The organism is Pseudomonas sp. TE6288 (assembly GCF_054062095.1).
On sequence record NZ_JBSSEW010000004.1, the window covers coordinates 155,461 to 173,331 of the forward strand.

16 protein-coding genes and 1 tRNA gene are annotated in these 17,871 nt (G+C 65.1%); 6 read left to right on the plus strand and 11 right to left on the minus strand.

Annotated features, from left to right (window positions below; all coding sequences use genetic code 11):
* The 7 genes from ACVWY1_RS05500 to ACVWY1_RS05530 all read right to left on the minus strand — a co-directional run bounded on the left by ACVWY1_RS05500 (window position 1) and on the right by ACVWY1_RS05530 (window position 6,322).
* Window positions 1-969, minus strand: coding sequence for a Csu type fimbrial protein (locus ACVWY1_RS05500; protein ID WP_277503363.1), 969 nt, complete (start codon window positions 967-969; stop codon window positions 1-3).
* A complete protein-coding gene (locus ACVWY1_RS05505; RefSeq protein ID WP_277505583.1) occupies window positions 966-3,299 on the minus strand; it encodes a fimbria/pilus outer membrane usher protein in 2,334 nt (777 codons plus the stop codon). Before ACVWY1_RS05505 ends, ACVWY1_RS05500 begins: the two co-directional genes overlap by 4 nt.
* Window positions 3,300-3,367: 68 nt before the next feature.
* Entirely contained in the window at window positions 3,368-4,144 is a 777-nt protein-coding gene (locus tag ACVWY1_RS05510) for a fimbrial biogenesis chaperone (RefSeq protein ID WP_277503362.1), read from the minus strand.
* Between the two features lie 34 nt (window positions 4,145-4,178).
* On the minus strand, window positions 4,179-4,682 hold the full coding sequence (locus tag ACVWY1_RS05515) for a Csu type fimbrial protein (protein ID WP_457377902.1): 504 nt from the start codon (window positions 4,680-4,682) through the stop codon (window positions 4,179-4,181).
* Window positions 4,683-4,685: 3 nt separating this feature from the next.
* Window positions 4,686-5,219 carry a Csu type fimbrial protein gene (locus ACVWY1_RS05520; RefSeq protein ID WP_111532996.1) on the minus strand — a complete coding sequence of 178 codons (534 nt, stop codon included), beginning with the start codon at window positions 5,217-5,219 and terminating at the stop codon, window positions 4,686-4,688.
* Window positions 5,220-5,236: 17 nt separating this feature from the next.
* A complete protein-coding gene (locus ACVWY1_RS05525) occupies window positions 5,237-5,770 on the minus strand; it encodes a Csu type fimbrial protein (RefSeq protein WP_102684541.1) in 534 nt (177 codons plus the stop codon).
* A 24-nt stretch (window positions 5,771-5,794) separates the two neighbouring features.
* Window positions 5,795-6,322: a Csu type fimbrial protein gene (locus ACVWY1_RS05530; protein WP_102684531.1), complete on the minus strand. Its 528-nt coding sequence runs from the start codon at window positions 6,320-6,322 to the stop codon at window positions 5,795-5,797.
* Window positions 6,323-6,594: 272 nt separating this feature from the next.
* Here ACVWY1_RS05530 and ACVWY1_RS05535 point away from each other — a divergent pair, with 272 nt between their 5' ends.
* From ACVWY1_RS05535 to ACVWY1_RS05545, 3 genes are read left to right on the plus strand one after another with little or no spacing between them, the layout of a single operon-like run.
* Window positions 6,595-8,877 (plus strand): ATP-binding protein, encoded by a 2,283-nt coding sequence (locus ACVWY1_RS05535; RefSeq protein WP_457377903.1) that lies wholly within the window; start codon window positions 6,595-6,597, stop codon window positions 8,875-8,877.
* Between the two features lie 11 nt (window positions 8,878-8,888).
* On the plus strand, window positions 8,889-9,350 hold the full coding sequence (locus ACVWY1_RS05540) for a response regulator (protein ID WP_102684529.1): 462 nt from the start codon (window positions 8,889-8,891) through the stop codon (window positions 9,348-9,350).
* Between the two features lie 10 nt (window positions 9,351-9,360).
* Window positions 9,361-11,745, plus strand: coding sequence for a response regulator (locus tag ACVWY1_RS05545; protein WP_457377904.1), 2,385 nt, complete (start codon window positions 9,361-9,363; stop codon window positions 11,743-11,745).
* Between the two features lie 54 nt (window positions 11,746-11,799).
* Here the strand turns inward: ACVWY1_RS05545 and ACVWY1_RS05550 are convergent.
* Window positions 11,800-11,874: transfer RNA gene (locus ACVWY1_RS05550), tRNA-Gln, on the minus strand.
* 292 nt (window positions 11,875-12,166) lie between these two features.
* Here ACVWY1_RS05550 and ACVWY1_RS05555 point away from each other — a divergent pair.
* The 3 genes from ACVWY1_RS05555 to ACVWY1_RS05565 all read left to right on the plus strand — a co-directional run bounded on the left by ACVWY1_RS05555 (window position 12,167) and on the right by ACVWY1_RS05565 (window position 14,906).
* Window positions 12,167-12,409 (plus strand): hypothetical protein, encoded by a 243-nt coding sequence (locus tag ACVWY1_RS05555; RefSeq protein ID WP_102684527.1) that lies wholly within the window; start codon window positions 12,167-12,169, stop codon window positions 12,407-12,409.
* A 106-nt stretch (window positions 12,410-12,515) separates the two neighbouring features.
* Window positions 12,516-13,589 (plus strand): cell division protein ZapE, encoded by a 1,074-nt coding sequence (gene zapE / locus ACVWY1_RS05560; RefSeq protein WP_258700995.1) that lies wholly within the window; start codon window positions 12,516-12,518, stop codon window positions 13,587-13,589.
* A 120-nt stretch (window positions 13,590-13,709) separates the two neighbouring features.
* Window positions 13,710-14,906, plus strand: coding sequence for an MFS transporter (locus ACVWY1_RS05565; RefSeq protein ID WP_457377905.1), 1,197 nt, complete (start codon window positions 13,710-13,712; stop codon window positions 14,904-14,906).
* 97 nt (window positions 14,907-15,003) lie between these two features.
* On the opposite strand, the gene ACVWY1_RS05570 is transcribed toward ACVWY1_RS05565, so the two are convergent.
* The 3 genes from ACVWY1_RS05570 to ACVWY1_RS05580 all read right to left on the minus strand — a co-directional run bounded on the left by ACVWY1_RS05570 (window position 15,004) and on the right by ACVWY1_RS05580 (window position 17,659).
* Window positions 15,004-15,600 carry a putative adenosine monophosphate-protein transferase Fic gene (locus tag ACVWY1_RS05570; protein ID WP_102684524.1) on the minus strand — a complete coding sequence of 199 codons (597 nt, stop codon included), beginning with the start codon at window positions 15,598-15,600 and terminating at the stop codon, window positions 15,004-15,006.
* A gap of 2 nt (window positions 15,601-15,602) precedes the next feature.
* A complete protein-coding gene (locus tag ACVWY1_RS05575) occupies window positions 15,603-15,770 on the minus strand; it encodes a YhfG family protein (protein ID WP_102684523.1) in 168 nt (55 codons plus the stop codon).
* A 77-nt stretch (window positions 15,771-15,847) separates the two neighbouring features.
* Complete coding sequence (locus tag ACVWY1_RS05580) at window positions 15,848-17,659, minus strand: ABC transporter ATP-binding protein/permease (RefSeq protein WP_277503358.1); 1,812 nt, start codon at window positions 17,657-17,659, stop codon at window positions 15,848-15,850.
* Window positions 17,660-17,871: the final 212 nt, after the last annotated feature.

The following is a 17,871-nucleotide window of genomic DNA, read 5'->3' on the forward strand; positions in this document are numbered from 1 at the left end:
TCAAAACTGCACATCCAGAATCACGCTGTCGGTATAGGTCGCCGCCGGCGGCGTGGCCTGGTCGGTGTACACCTTGGCGTTGTAGTTGAACACCTGGCTGCCCGTGCCGGTCCCCGCCCCGGGGTTCACCTCGGCATCGCTGCTCGAACGCCGCGCCGCGCCCACCGAGCCCCAGCGCACCACGCCTGCGCTCTTGAAGATATCGTAGGCCAGGTAGTTGTTGGCACTGGATTTCATCCGCCGCCGTCCGCCCGAGACGTTCTGCCCGTCGTCCAACCCGACCGTGTAGTTGCTGCCCTTGGTGCACGACACGCTCAGGCTCTGGTTCACCGTGCCGAACCCGGCCACCACCGGTGCGCTGGCGAAGCTGATGTTGGGCGTGGTGATCTGGCAGTCGTTGCTTACCGTCAGGCTGACGTTCAGGGTCTTGCTGCCACTGCCGATATCGCGCCCCAGGCAGATATTGCCGATGCCAATGCCCGAGCAGTAGTTCCAGCTCCAGGCAACGGTCAGCGTCTCCTGGTACAGGCCCGCGGCGACATTGCTGCCGATCTGTGTACGCAGATAAATCGGTACCGCCTTGGGCGTCGGACCATTGAGCAGGCCCAGCAAGTCGATGATGCCATTGCGGGCAACGTCGAAGGCAACGCCCCGGGTGATCGGGTAGTTGACACTGTTGTCGGCATACAGGGTGTAGTTGATGACATCGCCGGTCGGGCCGACCAGGCCACCGGAGGCGGGCGTGATGGTTGCGTAGAAGTGGTCATTGCTGGACAGCAGGCTGAGCAGCGAGCCGGTGCACTGCAAGCCGGAATTGGTGGTCGAGGCAGTCTGCACGGTGGTACGTACCAGCGTCGAGTTGACAGTGCCGAACGCCGCTGGCGTGGTGGCCACCGACGAACACAGTGCCCAGGCCGGGCATGGCGCCAGCAACAGGCCAAACAGCAGGCCGTGCCGTCGAACATTCACTGGCACACCAGCGGACCGATCAACGGGATCGGCCCCTCCCCTTCAGGCAGGTCGAACGCCACCTGGCACTGCCCGCCATCGGCCTTGTCCACCTGCAGGCGGTTGTGCGGCGCCAGGTTCTCCAGGTAGACCAGCCCGTCCCAGCCCACCACCGCCTCGCCGCCGCTTTCCCGGTGGCGTACCCGGCTGCCCAGCTTGAGCTCCCGCTGATTGCCGTCGACCAGCACCAGGCTTGCCGCCAGGACACGCTTGAGCGGGAACTCCAACAGGTAACCGCTGCCACGGCGCACGGCCACGCGCTGCTCCACCTGCGGCGCCAGCACATCGGCGGGCAGGTCCATGGGGTCGATCTCGTATTTGCCGCGGTAATAGCCGCTGCTGTAGGGCACCAACAAATGGCCGTTGCGATCGGTGCGGCCGATCTGCTGGTTCTCGTAGCGCACCGGCACGTCGGCGTAGCCGCTGGTACTGACCACCACAAAGGCGTCGTCGATGCGGTTGGCGGCGAACAGCCCCGCATCCATCAGCACCAGCGAACCGCTGGCGTCGGCCCAGCGGGTCATCTCGCCGCTGCTGCCGTAGGCGCCCACCTGCAACTGCACCGATTGCAGGCGCCAGGTCAGGTCGGCCTGGCGGTAGTCGTCGCGGTTGCCGCCGGTGGCGTAGCCCAGGTTATAGCCCACACCACCGCCCACCGGTACCGCCTGGCTGTAGTTGACCCGCTGCAGGTCCTGACCGTCCTTGCTGCGCTCGGCGCTGAAGGCCAGGGTGCCGCGCAGGTCGAAGGGGATCACCAGTTGCGCCTGCACCGCCCACTGGCTGTCACCAACCTCGCGGTTGGCCGACAGGTACAGGCTGCTGTTGCGCCACAGCGGCTTGCTCCAGCTGAGGTTGATCAGCCGCGTGCGCGTGCCGTCACCGGCGCGCACATCGAAGTAACCGGCGCCGAGGCTGCCGTAGCTGTCCAGGTTGAGGCTCAGGGTCGCCTGCTCGCTGCGCTGGCTCAGGCGCGTGTAGGGGCTGTCGACCCGCGACAGGTCGGCGTAGTCGCCATGGCGCTGCACGCGCTGGTAGTTGAAGCCTATCCGCCGGCTGTTGTACTGGTAGCCCAGCGCCAGCTGCTGGCCTGTATCGCCTTCAAAGCGGCTCTGGGTCACTGCCGCATTGAGCACGCCGAAGGTGCCCAGGCGCAGGTTGCCGCCCAGGCCGCCGAGCATCAGCGACTCGGCGCTCTCAGCATGGGTTTCCACGGTGAAGTAGTCGGATACACCGTGGCGCAGGGTCGCCGAGGCCACACCCGGACCATAGGCGAAATCGCGCACGGCGTAGTCGCGGCGCAGGCTGCCGGCGGCCACCGAGAAGTCTGACAGGCCCTTGGCCAGCAGGCTGCTGGTGACATAGAACGGCAAGGTGGTCGACACCTGCCGGCCCAGGGCATCGGTGGTGACCACCACCGCTTCGCCGGCGCCGTTGATGAACGGCACGTTGGTCAGGGTGTAGGGGCCAGGCTGCAATTCGGTACTGCTGCTCTTGTAGCCGTTGATGAACAGGTCCAGCGAGGTCGGCACAGCGGCTTCGCCGGCAAAGGCCGGCAGCGGGTAGGTGACCAGGTCGGGACGGGCGCCGAAGTCGCGGGACAGTTGCAGCCCGCCCACGCGCACCGAGGTGGTCCAGGGCAGCGCGCCGGTCACCAGGTCGCCGGCCTCATAAGTGAGCAGGCGCTGCTCGTCGGTGTAGCGGAAGGTGGTGTCGTAGCGCAGGAAGCCCTGGCGGCCCTGGGCCTGGGCACCATTGAACGACTGGCGCCATTGCCCGGTGGTGGAAAAGGTGCCCCAGTCGTCGAACAGGCGCAGCTCGTTCCAGGCGGCCAGGTAGCTGCCGCCCTCATCGGTGTCGTTGAGGTAGGCGTCGTAGTTGAGCAAGGCGCCGAAGCTGCTGCGCGCGTCGCTGGCCGGGTACAGGTTGCGCTCACCGACCTGCTGGTCGGGTAGCCAGGCCGGCGGCACCTGCAGCAGCAGGCGCTGGTTCTGGCTGTCGTAGTCGCTGTGCAGGCCGGAGATGTCGTCCAGGGCCACCTCGCCCTGAGGCTCTCCCGGCAGCCTGACGCCCGCCTCGCGCAGCACCTCGCTGGCCAGGTACAGGCGCCCGGCGCGCTGCTGCACCGGCACCAGCTCAGCCTTGGCCACCTGGTTCACCAGCAGGTCGAGGTACAGCGTGGCGTCGGCGATGGCGGCATGCTCCGAGGGCGGCGGCGGCAGCTCGTCGGCCACGGCCAGGCCGGGCCCCAGCACCGCCAGGCCCAGCCACAACCGGTGCGTTGCCACCCGCACCCAGCTCACACACGATTTCCAACCATTGCCGGGTCCTCCCTGGCCCCTGTGATCCGTTCAAGCGCGGCTCATTGCCCCTGTTTGATGGCCTGTGCCACCTCCTGGCCGTTGACTCGCCCTTTCAGCACGCTGGCGGCGCCCGGCGTGGCCGGTGCCGGCCAGCGCATGCTGGCGCCGGGCAACACATAACCGAGCAGCCCTTCGACCAATGGCCTGTCCTGACCGGCTTGCTGCAGCACCACGTCGGTCAGCCGCGCATGCACAGGCCCCGTGTTGCGCAGCTCGACATAGGGTTTGCCCTGCACTGTCACCGCGCGCCAGCTCAACTGCGGCTTGCCCACGCCTTCGACGCTGCGCTTGCCCGCTGGGTCGGGTTTGCCCCACAGCCCCTCGCCGTAGACGAACAGCGGCACCGAGTAGCGCATCTGCAAACGGATCGCTGCCTTCGGCCCTTCACTGGCGGCATCGGTCGGCAGCGGCGACGGGATCTCATCGATGATGATGCGGTACGCCTGCTCCTGACCTGCGGGCGAACCGCCGGTGCGGGTCAGGCGGATCAGTTGTTTCTGCCCCGGCGCAATGTTGGCCACCGGCGGGCTGCCGATGATCTCGCGCTGGGCCTGGAACTGCTCCTGGTACTCGCCCTGGCGCCAGGCGAACACCCGCACCTGCAGGCTGGTCGGCGCCGAGCCACGGTTTTCCAGCCACAGCGCGCCGGCCTTCTGGTCGGCCTCCAGCACTGGGTCGATCGGCCAGATCAGCACCGAGGTGGCCGCGAAGGCCGGTGCGCTGGCCAACAGCAGCACCCCGATGATTCCTCGCGCCCATTTCGCGCCTGCCCCCATGCCCCTCTCCTTTTCTGTTATCCGCGGTGGCCTTTCACCAGGTCACCGTCACTTGCACGACATCGGTGTAGGTCCCCGCCGGCAAGGTGCCGGTCAGGGTGGTACGGCCATAGACCGGCAGCTTGATCGCGGTCGGGTCGCTGTAGCTCACCGCCACGCTGCTGCCGATGCCCAGGCTCTGGCTGAAACCGGCGTCGCGGTAAAGCTGATAGGCCAGCAATTGCGTACCGCCCGAACGCTTGAGGTTGCGCGTGCCGCTGGCGCTGTTCTGGCCACCGTCCAGGCTCATGCTCAGGACCACGCCGGGGGTGCACTGGAACGTCACCGTGCTGCCGCCGAGCGAGGTGCTCAGGGTGGCCGTGGACAGTGCCGAGCTGGTGCCGTAATCGAGCACGCCATAGGCCGTCACGCCGCCCACAACCAGACAGCCCGCGACGATCTGCGCCGTCACCTGGAAGGTGCTGGTGGTGACCGCGTGGGCACCCGGGGTCAACGTCAGGCACACGCCGACCGCGACCAGCCGCGCAGTGCCTGGCATGGCTCAGAAACTCAGCTCGACCGCCACCGTGTCGGTGTACACCCCGGCCGGCAGGCCGGCTTTACCCCGGGCCTGGCCATACAGGTTGACGGTCTGCGCCACGCCGGTACTGGTCGGCAGGGTAATGGTGCCGTCGATCGCCAGCAGTTGGGTGTGTCCGGCGTCGGTGTAGAAGTCGTAGGGCACGAAATTGCCCGCGCCATCGGCCAAGGCCCGGGTCCCCCCGGCGGACTGCGAGTCATGGGCGCCGGCACGCACCTTGATCGTCGGCACCGTGCCTGCCGAGCAGAGAATACTCATGGCCCCGCCTCCGCCGCCGAGCACCTGGCCATTGGCGGTGGTGAACAGCGAATCCTGGGTGCCAAAGTTGAGGCTGCCGAAGTTCAGCCCGGAGGTGCCGCCGCTGCCATTGACCTGGCAGGCGGCGGTCAGGGTCAGGGTCGAGCTGATGGTGCCGGTCACGGTGGCGGCCTGGGCCTGGGCCGCCAGGGCGAGGCCAAGGCCGGCGAGCATGCAGCGGGTGAGGTGCTTGGGCATCGGAATCTCCTTGCGTGTTACCAGTCCAGGGTCACCCTGAGGGTGTCGCGATACAGCCCGGCGGGCAGCGCGCGCGGTTGCGCGACCACTACGCCGTAGATGGGCACGGGCACTTGCTGGGTACTGCTGATGGTGAAGGTACGAGCCTGGCCGATGCCGTAGCGGCTGTTGCCGCCCGGGTCGATGGCCAGTTGGTAGGGAATGAGCTCGCGGCCATTGCTCAGGCGGCGCACGCCGTCGCTGCCGTTCTGGCCACCGTTGATGCGCACGCTGAAAGCGCGCACCTGGGGCGAACAGCTGATCTGCAGGCTGCCCTCGCCGCCGGCCTCGTCGACCCGGCTGGTCAAAGGCTGGTCCCAGGTCGGCCCCCGCGCACCGAAGTCCATCAACCCCGGGTTGCCCAGGGTGGCCGGTTGCGGGTCGCTGCTGATCTGACAGGCGGCGCTGATCACCAGGCGCGCCTGGATGAAGCCGGTGGTGGTGCCGTGGGCCGCGCCAGTGGGCAGCAGCAACGGGCCGAGGGTCAGCAGCAGGATCGATCCACGGTGCAACACTTCCATGAGCATGAAGCCTCCCTACCAGGTGACCGTGACTTTGAGCAGGTCGGTATACAGGCCGGCGCGGGGTACCCAGGCCAGCTTGTCGATCCGTGCGTAGAGGGGAAGCTGCGCCGAACCGCTGTCCGGCACCCGCGCCGATTGCGCAGCGTCCACCGCCAACGGCTGGCGCCAGGCGGCGTCGCGGTAGAGACGATAGGGAATCGGCCGGGCCTGGACATCACGGCTCGCCAGGTAGCGCAGTTCGCCGATGCCGCCGTGCTGGCCGCCATCGACACGTACCTGGTACGGGGTATCGGGGTTGCACTCCAACCGCGGCGGGCGCTGGGCCAGCAGAGCGCCACTCAACGGCGCACCAGGGCCATCCAGGCGCGCCGCGCTGCCCAGGTCGATGCGCCCCAGCGCCTGCGGGCCGGCATCGCGCTGCTGGTTGACCAGCATGCACCCGCGCTGCACGCGCACCTGCACTTCAACGACAAAATCCGCTGCCATGGCGTTGCCACTCAACCACAGGCCCAACAGCATGGCCACAAAGCGCTCCGTCACCTGACAATCCTTCCTGTATAGGTTGAACTTGAGCGTAGCAGCGCGATTGGATCCGGGCCGGGCAAGCCCTACCCCTCTTTGGCATTAATGAAAATGGCGGGGGCTGGGGCTGTGCAGTTCATTGCGGGCCTGACAAACGTGACACGATTGAATTTTCTCGCCTGATAACGAAACCCCAGCGCCTGGCGCCTTTCAAAACAATCAGATCCCGGCAAAGCGGCCGGCATTCTGATACCGTTCACCAACAACATCCTGTGCAATACGCATGCGCCATGCGTGGACGGACCCTACAGGAGAGTCCCGTGACGACCGAACCGACCTCGCTCGAGCAGGCCATCGAGCGCTGTGCCCAGGAACCGATCCAGGTTCCGGGCAGTATTCAGCCACAGGGTTTCCTGTTGGTGCTGGACGAGACCGACCTGCGTATTCTCCAGGCCAGCGAGAATACCGAGCGTTGGCTGGGCGTACCTGCCCGCGCGCTGGCGGGCCAAGCCTTCGCCGAGCTGGTCAGCACCAGCTTCGACCTGCGCACCCGCCTGGCCAACCTGCCCGACGACGAAATCTTCCCGTTTCACATCGGCGATACACACCTGCACCATGGTGCGCCCTGGCAAGCGCCGCTGCGGGTCCTGGCACACCGTCACGACCAGGTGCTGATCCTCGAACTGGAACCCCACCGCAGTGCTGCGCAGGGTGGCGAAAAGGACAACTACTACCCGCTGGTCCGCGCCTTCGTCAGCACCCTGCACCAGGTCAGCAGCATCGACGAGTTGCTGCTGCAATCAGTACGCCAGATCAAACGCATCACCGGCTTCGGCCGGGTCAAGGCCTACCGCTTCGACAGCGAGGGCACCGGCACGGTCCTGGCCGAGGATGCCGACCCCGGCTACCCGAGCTACCTGGGGCTGTGCTTCCCCGCTTCGGACATCCCGCGCCAGGCCCGCGAGCTGTACCGGATCAACCGCATCCGGGTGATCGAAGACGCCAACTACCAACCCTCGCCCCTGGTGCCGGCCAGCAATCCGCGTACCGGCAAGGCTCTGGACATGAGCTTCGCCTCGCTGCGCAGTGTGTCGCCGGTGCACCTGCAGTACATGCGCAACATGGGCACACTGGCGTCGATGTCGTTGTCCATCGTGGTCGATGACCAGCTATGGGGCCTGGTGTCCTGCCACCATGACCAGCCTAGGCCGGTGGATTTCCAGACCCGCACCGCCTGCGAACTGCTGGCCAATGTGCTGTCGTTGCAGATCGAGGCCATCGAGTCCCACGACAGCACACGCCAGCTGCTCGACTTGCGCCAGCGCATCGTGCGCATGCTCGGCTCGATGGCCGACCATGACAGTGTCAGCGATGGCCTGCTCGCCCAGCCCGAGGTGATGCTGCAGTTCGCCGGAGCCTCGGGGGCGGCGATCATCAGCGCCGAGCGCTGCGACCTGATCGGCGCCACCCCGCCAGCGTCGCTGGTCAATGCCCTGGCGCACTGGCTGGCGCGGCGTGACGGCCAGGCGGTGTTCCACACCGACAACGTACAGCGTGACATCGATGAACTGCCTGAATTGGCCCGGCATGCCGCCGGGGTGCTGGCAGTCGCGATCTCGCAGATTCATTCGCACTATCTTGTATGGTTCCGGCCCGAGCAGGCCCATACGGTGAACTGGGCGGGCCGACCGGAGAAGTCTGTCGGTCCGCAGGGCAATCTCAACCCACGGCACAGCTTCGAGCGCTGGCAGCAGGAAGTGCGCGGCATCAGCGCGCCTTGGCACCCGCTGATCATCGAAGGCGTGATGGAGTTGCGCGGCGCGGTGCTCGGCATCGTCTTGCGCAAGGCCGAGGAACTGGCACAGCTGGCCGGCGAGCTGAAGCGCTCGAACAAGGAACTCGAAGCGTTTTCCTACAGCGTGTCCCACGACCTGCGTGCTCCGCTGCGGCACATCGCCGGCTACAGTGAACTGCTCGGCGAAATAGAGGGAGAGCAGCTCTCCGAACGCGGCAAGCGCTTCCTCAGCCATATCGAGGATGCCGCGCAATTCGCCGGTACCCTGGTGGACAACCTGCTCAACTTCTCGCAGATGGGCCGTTCGGCGCTGCGCCTGTCCGACGTCGACCTCAATACCCTGGCCGACACCATCCGCTCGGAGCTGGCGCCGGACTACGCGGGGCGTGACATCGTCTGGGAAATCGCCGACCTGCCCAAGGTAATCGCCGACCCGGCCTTCATCAACATGGTCCTGCACAACCTGATCGCCAATGCCATCAAGTACACCCGCGGCCGCGCCCCCGCGCGCATCGAGATCGGCGCGGTGCGTCACCGGCACGAACTCGAGTTCTATGTGCGCGACAATGGCGTGGGCTTCGACATGGCCTATGTCGACAAGCTGTTCGGCGTGTTCCAGCGCCTGCACCGTATGGAAGAGTTCGAAGGCACCGGGATCGGCCTGGCCAGCGTGCGCCGCATTATCGAGCGCCACGATGGGCGGGTGTGGGCCGAGGGCCGCATCAACCAGGGCGCCAGCTTCCACTTCACCCTGCCACTAAACCCAAAGTCTGCCTGAGGCCGGACATCATGCTCAAACCTATCCTGCTGGTCGAAGACAACCCCAGAGACCTCGAGCTGACCCTGCTCGCCCTTGAGCGCAGCCAGCTGGCCAACGAGGTGGTCGTCGTGCGCGACGGCGCCGATGCGCTGGACTACCTGCTGCGGCGCAACGCCTTTGCCGGACGCGACGGCGGCAATCCGGCGGTGATGCTGCTGGACCTGAAGCTGCCCAAGGTCGATGGCCTGGAAGTCCTCAAGGTAGTGCGCGAAACCGCCGAGTTGCGCAGCATCCCCATCGTCATGCTGACGTCCTCGCGCGAGGGGCCGGACCTGAGCCGGGCCTATGAGCTCGGGGTCAATGCCTATGTGGTCAAGCCTGTGGAGTTCAAGGAGTTCGTCACCGCCATCTCCGACCTGGGCATGTTCTGGGCGGTGCTCAACGAACCACCACCCGGTTCGCTGCGCCTGAACCGACGCGGCAGCAACTGAGGCGGACACGATGCAGCTTACTCCACTGAAACTGCTGATGGTCGAAGACAGCGCCATGGATGCCGAGCTGATCCTGGTGCGCCTTGAGCGCAGCGGGTTTCAGGTGCAATCACGGCTGGTGTTCGACCATGTCGGTGCCGAGCATGCCCTGGGCGAGGCTTCGTACGACCTGATCCTGTGCGATTGCGTGCTGCCGAGCTCCTCTGGCGCCGACGTGCTGGCCATCGCCCAACGCCTGGCGCCTCACATACCGTTCATCTTCCTCTCCGGCATCTACGGCGAAGAACACGCGGTGGAGATGATCCGCCTCGGCGCCACCGACTACGTCCTGAAGAAGAACCTGCCGCTGCTGCCCAAGGCCGTGCGCCGGGCGCTGACCGAAGTGCAGGAACGCCAGCGCCGACGCCGCGCTGAAGAGGCCCTGGCCGAGGCGGAGGCGCGCGCCCGCATCGCCATCGATGCCGCCGGCATGGGCACTTGGGACTACCGCCCGCAGGACGGGCAGTTGGTCTGGGACGACCGCTGCAAGATGCTGTTCGGCCTGCCCAGCGACACTCGGATGACGATCGAGGTCTTCTACGCCGGCATCCACCCCGACGACCAATCCCGTGTGCGCAACGCCGTCGAGCAGGCCATGCGCCCTGACAGCGATGGCCATTACCGGGCCGAGTTCCGTATCGCTCAACCCGGCGCACTGGAGCCGCGCTGGCTGCTCTCCACCGGCCAGACCCAACTCATCGACGGCCTGTGCGTGCGCTTTTCCGGGGTGCTGCAGGACATCCACCAGCAGCGCCAGGCCACCCGGGCGCTGGAGCAGCTCAACGAGATGCTCGGCGAGCGGGTCGAGCGCCGCACCCGCGAGCGCGACCGTGCCTGGGAACTGTCCCAGGACCTGCTGGCGGTACTCAACAAGGACTTGACCCCGGTAGCCCTCAACCCGGCCTGGGAAGCCGCGCTGGGCTTTCCCCGTGAGCGGTTGGCGCAGATTTCGCTGCTGCAGCTGCTACCGGAAGCCGACCAGGAAACCTTCCTCACCGAGCTGGCCGCGCTCTCTCAGGGACGCACCAGCGCCCGCTTCGTCGGCCGCATCCTGCATGCCGAAGGCCAGCAGCGCTGGCTGTCGTGGGTGGTGGTGCCGGACGACAACCTGCTGCATGTGGTCGCCCGCGACATCTCCAGCGAACGCGAAGCGGTGCTGGATCTGGCCGAGGCCAACGAGCGCCTGCGCGAACAGATCGCCGAACGCGAACGCATCGAGGCCGCGCTGCAGCAGATGCAGCGCCTGGAAGCGGTCGGCCAGCTCACGGCCGGCGTTGCGCACGATTTCAACAACCTGCTGACGGTGATCCTCACCGGTGCCAGCTTCCTGCAGAACGACTTGGACAAAGGCCTGCTGGACAAGGCACACAAGCGCCTGCAGCACATTCGCGAGGCGGGTGAGCGCGGGGCCAAGCTGACCTCCCAGTTGCTGGCGTTTTCGCGCAAGCAACGGTTGGAGCCGGTGCCGCTGAACCTCAACCGCACGTTGGCAGGGCTGGAAGAACTGCTGCGCCGCACCCTGGGTGGCAGCGTCGCAGTGCGCCTGGAGCTCGATGCTGGGCTATGGCAAGCCCTGACCGACCCGACCCAGACCGAAATGATCATCCTCAACCTGGCGATCAACGCCCGCGACGCCATGCCCGAGGGCGGCCAACTTACCCTGGCCACGCGCAACACCCGGGTCAATACCCGTCCACAACGCCCGGAGGACCCGGAACCCGGTGAGTACGTGGTGCTGAGTATCCGCGACAGCGGCTGCGGCATGAGCGAGGAGGTACTGGCCAAAGCCTTCGAACCGTTCTTCACCACCAAGGATATCGGCAAGGGCTCAGGCCTGGGGCTGGCGCAGGTGTTCGGCTTCGCCAAACAGATCGGCGGTGGCGTGCGCATTGATACAACGCCAGGCCGCGGCACCCTGGTCAGTGTCTACCTGCCAGCGGTAAAGGCCCGTGCCGATTCACTCACTACGGGCGAGGACGATGTGCGCCCGCCTTTCGCCCAAGGGGCCGAGCGTCACATCCTGCTGGTGGACGACGACCATCTGGTGCGCGAAATGATTGGCGACCTGCTGCAGCGCCAGGGCTACGAGGTACACCAGGCGCACAATGGTGCCCAGGCCATGGCCCTGCTCGATGAACGCATAGACCTGCTGCTTACCGACTTCGCCATGCCAGAGTTCAATGGTGCCCAACTGGCCTTGGCGGCCCGCGAGCGCTTTCCGCGCCTGCCCGTGGTGTTCCTCACCGGCTATGCCCAGCTGCAAGGGCTGGAGCTGCAGGGGTGCCAGGTGGTGCAGAAACCGGTGCACGAACACATCCTCGCCCAGGTGCTGGCCGAGTCGCTGGAAAACAGGTAGGCAGAAACGAAAAAATCGCCGAAAGGCGATTGGGGAGAGGATACAACTTTAAAATGGCAGGGGCGGCTGGATTCGAACCAACGCATGGCAGGATCAAAACCTGCTGCCTTACCGCTTGGCGACGCCCCTGTATCGGATCTGGCGAATGACTGATCACCGCCTCACTGACAACCCCCTGACAGCTCCGTGTGTTGCTGCTCGGGAATGGCCGGCACTTTAACAACCTTTTTTCGAAGTGGGAAGCTTTTTTTTGAAAAAAACGCAGGAAAACAGCAAGTTAGTTATAGCAGCTACCTCCCGAGAGGGTTCTCGCGGCGCCTACGACAACCGCTCGTCGCAATTCCACCGCCTCGCCTCAACACAATCGCATTCCTCCATTCCAATCAGATAGAGCCCATCGGCGCATCACAAGGAGGACGCCATGCCCGTTTCCCATGACCTCTATCAGGACCTGCACTACCCACGCGAAATCGTCCAGCAGCGCCGCCAGCAGGACCCGCAGCTCGACCGCCTGCTGGACGAGTACATGGACATCGACAACCAGGTGCTGGCCGCCGAGTCGATCTCGGCAGGCAACTTTGTGGACGAAGACCTGCGCCATCTCAAGGAGCGTCGCCTGGCGGTGAAGTACATGATCGAGCGCCAGCTCGAGCACAAGACCTGAAGTATCGTATTTCACGATCATTGTCCGGCACATTCTCGATTGGTCAAAATGCCCGGCATCGCGCAAGCTGCGCCCTGCCCCAGACTCGGCCCGAGGAGCCTGCCACTTGCCCACCTGGATTCCCCCGTCCTTGCGCCAGATTGGCCAGCGCCTGCGCAGTGCCCCGGCCAAGGTTCCCACCTTGTTGGGCCACTTCCAGACAATGGCAACCGAGCGTGGCTATGCCCTGAGCGATGGGCAGCTTCAGGTGATAGAGGCGATGGCCATGCTGTTGGGCAGCCTCGACGCGGGTCCGACGCGCAGCCTGTACCTGCACGGCGCGGTCGGACGCGGCAAGAGCTGGCTGCTCGATGGCTTCTTCCAGGCCGTGCCGACGGCGGCCAAGCGCCGCCTGCATTTTCACGATTTCTTCGCCCGCCTGCACCAAGGCATGCATCACCACCGGGCGCAGGACGATGCCCTGGGGGCGACCCTCGACGCGCTGCTTGGCCACTGCCAAGTGCTGTGCTTCGACGAGTTCCACGTCCATGACATCGGCGATGCCATGCTCCTCACCCGGCTGTTCGATGCCCTGTTCGCACGAGGCGTTTCCCTGCTGGTCACGTCCAACTACGCGCCTGAGGGGTTGCTGCCCAACCCGCTGTATCACGCGCGCTTCCTGCCGGTGATCCGCCTGATCAACAGCCGCATGCAAGTGCTTGAGGTAGGGGGAGAGACCGACTTTCGCAGCCTGCCAGCCAATCGCCAACACCAGCGCTTCACCCGGGGTCGCTACGTCTGGCCAGGAGATGCAGGGCAGCGCCGGGCTCTGCAGGTGCCCGCGCCGCAGCCGGTAGGGCTGGAGGTCAACAAACGTTCCCTGAGGGCCCTGGCCAGCGAGGGGCGCCAGGTAATGTTCAGCTTCGACGATCTGTGCGAACAACCGACAGCAGTGATCGATTACCTGGCCCTGGCCGAGCGCTATGATCGCTGGATCATAGACGGCCTGGATGATCTGGCCGAGTGCTCGCTGGCGGCGCAGCAGCGCTTCGTCAACCTGGTGGATGTGCTGTACGACCAGGACCGGGAGGTGCTGGTGATCGGCAAGCAGGCCCTGGAAAAAAGCCTGGGCGGCGCCATCGCCGATCTGATGCGTACACGCAGCCGCCTGGGGCAGCTGCATCAGCAAGGGCCAGCCTGAGCGCCCCTGCTAGTGTGGTGTTTCACAAATAACGACCATAACTCGCGGCGCTTTTTGCGCTCATGCGGCGTTGAGGCCGCTATTGTCTAGAGTGAAATCGGAGCAACGCCGAGATCACCCATGAACAGTGTTCCGCACTCGCGCCGTCGCCACAGCCTCGCGCTGATCCCCCGCAGCGTCTGGGCCCTGGGTTTTGTCTCGCTACTGATGGATGTCTCTTCGGAGATGATCCACGCCCTCCTCCCGCTGTACATGGTCAGCGTGCTCGGCACCTCAGTGCTGGCCGTCGGCCTGATCGAGGGTATCGCCGAGGCAACGGCGGCGTTCACCAAGGTGTTCTCCGGGGCCCTCAGCGACCGCCTGGGCAAGCGCAAGCTGCTGACGGTGATCGGCTACGGCATGGCTGCCGTTACCAAGCCGGTGTTCCCGTTGGCCCCAGGGCTGGAATGGCTGACCGCGGCGCGTTTTCTCGACCGTGTCGGCAAGGGCATCCGCGGCGCGCCGAGGGATGCGCTGATTGCCGATGTCACGCCCGCCGAACTGCGCGGTGCAGCATTCGGCCTGCGCCAGGCGCTGGATACAGTCGGGGCCTTTTTCGGGCCATTGCTCGCGATCCTGTTGATGTGGTTGACCGCGAGCCACTTCCAGACGGTGTTCTGGGTGGCGGTAGTCCCCGCATTTATGGCGCTCTATGTGTTGATTGCCTTCGTTCGCGAACCCGACAACCCCGCAGCGACAAGTGCGCGCGCCGCTCCCCTGGCATTGCGTGAGCTGGCCCGGTTGGGCAACCGTTACTGGCGCCTGGTCATGTTGGCCACGCTGTTCACCCTGGCGCGCTTCAGCGAGGCCTTTCTGTTGCTGCGCGGTCAGGCGCAGGGCCTTGCGGCGCTGTGGGCGCCAGCCGTGCTGGTGCTGATGTCGCTGGCATATGCACTGTCGGCCTACCCCGCCGGCGCACTCTCCGACCGGATCGGGAGACAGGGTGTGTTGATGACCGGCCTGGCCCTGCTGGTAATGGCCGATCTGCTGCTGGCCTGGTTGCCGGGCCTACCCGGCCTGGTGCTGGGAGTTACCCTGTGGGGATTGCACATGGGCTTTACCCAGGGCGTGTTCAGCGCCCTGATCGCCGACAGCGCGCCCGAGGCGCTGCGCGGGACTGCGTTCGGCGTGTTCTACCTGGTGACCGGGGTGGCGTTGCTGGTAGCCAGTGTGCTGGCCGGTGGTTTGTGGGACTGGGTGGGGTACCGGGCGACGTTCATGGTGGGGGGCGGGTTCGCTCTGATCACGCTGGCCGGGCTATGGTTTACCCGACGCTAAAACTGGCAGGACCAATCTCATTGCCTGGACTGGCGCCATCGCGGGGCAAGCCCGCTCCTACGGAAATTCGCGTCAGCTTGCGCAAATCGGCCGGGCTTCACTTGATCATCGACAAACCCAGGCACCGGTCAAATATGCGTTCCAGCGCCGAGTAATCACACACAATTGCGGCAATGTTGGCCTCGATCCAGGCATCGGGTTCAACCTGCCACCAGTCGATCTGGAAACCCGCGTTGAGCAGTAAATGCTCGAACAGGATGCGCTGTGCACGCCCGTTGCCCTCTCGGAAGGGGTGGACCATATTCAGATCCCCAAAGCTCTCAGCGACTGCCTTTACCAAGGCGTCACGATCATGCCCCTCGAAAAACTGCCTCTCAGCCATCAAGGCGAAAATCTTGTCGGCTTCGGGTTTGATCCGACTCAGATTGCAAAAACGGGTCTGACCTTTAGAAATATCGAGAACACGCAGTTCGCCCGCCCAATCATAGACATCACGAAAGAGCGAACGGTGAATCTGCTTCAAGTAGGCAAGATCGTAGGGTGGAAGACTGAATTCAATCTCGCTCGCGGCCAACTCGGAGAAGTCACGCTCGGCTCTACACAGCTCATCGTCATCATGAACATCAAGCCGATTGCGCAAGACCGAGGTGCCGGCATAGCAATAAGCATCCTGCCCTACCCCGTACTTATCCAACGTCAACGCTGCTTGCGGTATTTATGCAGCAGTTCCTCCCGGGTCGGGAGTTCACGCTCGGCCGCGTCCCGAGACACGCTGAACCCCTCTAGCCTCAGGCTGGCCAGGTAGTTGGAACGACGCGTCTTGGCGCAATAAGCCTTCTTGGTTTCCAGGCTGATCCCTTTCACCTTTACACACCTTGCTGGGTGAACACACCGCGATTATAGCGGATCGCAAGCAATGCCGTGCTATGTTCCCCTACGCCCTATGCTGGCACGGCCGGCTGTTGCTCCAGGAGCGACCAGCCCCCCTGCCCGTCCACCTCCAGGCGATGGGAATGGAACGCCGCCAGGGTGCTGCGGTGCCCGACGCTGACCAGCAACGTCGCCGGCAACTGCTCACGCAGCAGCGAATACAACGCATGCTCCAGCCCTTCGTCCATCGCCGAGGTGGACTCGTCGAGGAACACCACCTGCGGCCGATTGAACAGCACCCGGGAAAACGCCAGGCGCTGCTGTTCGCCCAGCGACAAGATGCGCGACCAGTCACTCGGCTCGTCCAGTCGCTCGGCCAAGTGGGCAAGATTGACCTGGCGCAGGGCCTGTTGCATGCGCGCATCGTCCCCGGGCTCGCCCTGCGCCGGATAGGCGATGGCAGTACGCAGGTCACCCAACGGCAGGTACGGACGTTGCGAGAGGAACAGCGCCTGCGTCCCCGACGGCCGCCTGACCTCACCGTCGGCATGCGGCCACAGGCCCGCCAGGGCGCGCAGCAAGGTGGTCTTGCCGCTGCCCGATGGTCCCTTGATCAGCAGCGCCTGGCCGCTGTGCAGGTTCAGGTCGAGATCGGTGATCAGCGCGTAGCCGTCGGGCCGACGCACCTGCAAGCCATGGATGCCCAGCGCATGCGCCTGGTCCACAGTGGTCACCCGTGGCAACTCACTGGCCTGCTGATTGGCATCGAGAAACCCGGTCAGACGGTCGAGGGTGGCACGATACTGGGCGAAGGTGTCGTAGGACTCACGGAAGAACGACAGTGAATCCTGCACCTGGCCGAAGGCCTGGGCGGTCTGCATCACGTCGCCGAGCTTGATCGCTCCACTGAAAAAGCGCGGCGCCTGGAGGATGAACGGGAACACCACCGCCACTTGGCTGACGCCCAGGTTGAACCCGCTGAACTTGAGGTTCCGAAATACCAGGGCCCAGGCGTTGCCGATCAAGGCGAAGAAACGCCCAAGCAAGGTGCCGCGCTCCACCTGCGCGCCCTGGTAGAAGGCGATGTTCTCGGCGTTCTCGCGCAAGCGCATGAGCGCGTAGCGGAAGTTGGCGGTAAGTTTTTCGTTGAGGAAATTCAGGCGGATCAGCGGCTGGCCGAGGCGAAAGGCGATCCAGGTGGCGATCAGCACATAGATGTAGACAGCAAACACCATCGCCCGGGGGATTTCGACGCCGGCCACGGCCAGTGGCGCCGACAGGCCCCAGAGAATGCCGGTGAACGCCACCAACGACACCACCGCGCCAACCGCCCCCAACGCCAGGGAAACGGAACCTGTGACAAAGTTGTTCACGTCCAGCTCGATACGCTGGTCGGGGTTATCCACGGGCTCTGCGAGAAACTGCCCACGGTAGTAGGCATCGCCGTGCATCCAGTCGGCGGTCAGGCGCTCGGTGAGCCACACCCGCCAGCGGATGTTAAACGCCTGGGTCACATAGAAGGTGAACAGCGAACGCAGTACATGGATGGTCGCCAGCACCGCGAACACCCCGAGCATGTACCAGAACGCCGTCTGGTCCAGGGCCTGCAAGGCACTGTAGAAACCGTTGTACCAGAACGAGAACAGCACGTTCAGGCGCACCGCGAACAACGTCAGCACCAGCAGCAGGGCGAAGGTCAGCAGCGGTCGCCAGCTGCGGCGCCAACTGAAATAAGGTCCGGCCAGGTGCCAGAACTGAGCACCCCAGCGGGTGCAGCGCACCGCCAGGAAGGCGGCGGCGATGAAGCAGCCAAAGGTGACCAACGAGGCGATCGCCAGCCAGCTCAGGCTCGCTTGCAGGGCCTGGTGCCAGTTCATGTCCATGGTGGGCTTCCGTCAGGGTGTTTTTGCGAGCGTAGCACCGGCTATTCGTTAACCCTGCGAACATGACGGACATTTCATCCAGGCCATGCGCTGCGCCAACATTCTAATGCTGGCGATTGGATCAGGGCGGGAGCCCGCCGGCGGTCACAGGGCACCGCTGACGCGGCGCATCGCCGGCAAGCCGGCTCCCAGAACGACCGCATCAGCCTCAA

Excerpts from the sequence above, each read along its gene's own strand:
- ACVWY1_RS05510 (WP_277503362.1), bottom strand. The coding sequence starts at position 4,144 with ATGGGGGCAGGCGCGAAATGGGCGCGAGGAATCATCGGGGTGCTGCTG.
- ACVWY1_RS05515 (WP_457377902.1), bottom strand. The coding sequence starts at position 4,682 with ATGCCAGGCACTGCGCGGCTGGTCGCGGTCGGCGTGTGCCTGACGTTG.
- ACVWY1_RS05520 (WP_111532996.1), bottom strand. The coding sequence starts at position 5,219 with ATGCCCAAGCACCTCACCCGCTGCATGCTCGCCGGCCTTGGCCTCGCC.
- ACVWY1_RS05535 (WP_457377903.1), top strand. The coding sequence starts at position 6,595 with ATGCGTGGACGGACCCTACAGGAGAGTCCCGTGACGACCGAACCGACC.
- ACVWY1_RS05540 (WP_102684529.1), top strand. The coding sequence starts at position 8,889 with ATGCTCAAACCTATCCTGCTGGTCGAAGACAACCCCAGAGACCTCGAG.
- ACVWY1_RS05545 (WP_457377904.1), top strand. The coding sequence starts at position 9,361 with ATGCAGCTTACTCCACTGAAACTGCTGATGGTCGAAGACAGCGCCATG.
- ACVWY1_RS05555 (WP_102684527.1), top strand. The coding sequence starts at position 12,167 with ATGCCCGTTTCCCATGACCTCTATCAGGACCTGCACTACCCACGCGAA.
- ACVWY1_RS05565 (WP_457377905.1), top strand. The coding sequence starts at position 13,710 with ATGAACAGTGTTCCGCACTCGCGCCGTCGCCACAGCCTCGCGCTGATC.
- ACVWY1_RS05580 (WP_277503358.1), bottom strand. The coding sequence starts at position 17,659 with ATGGACATGAACTGGCACCAGGCCCTGCAAGCGAGCCTGAGCTGGCTG.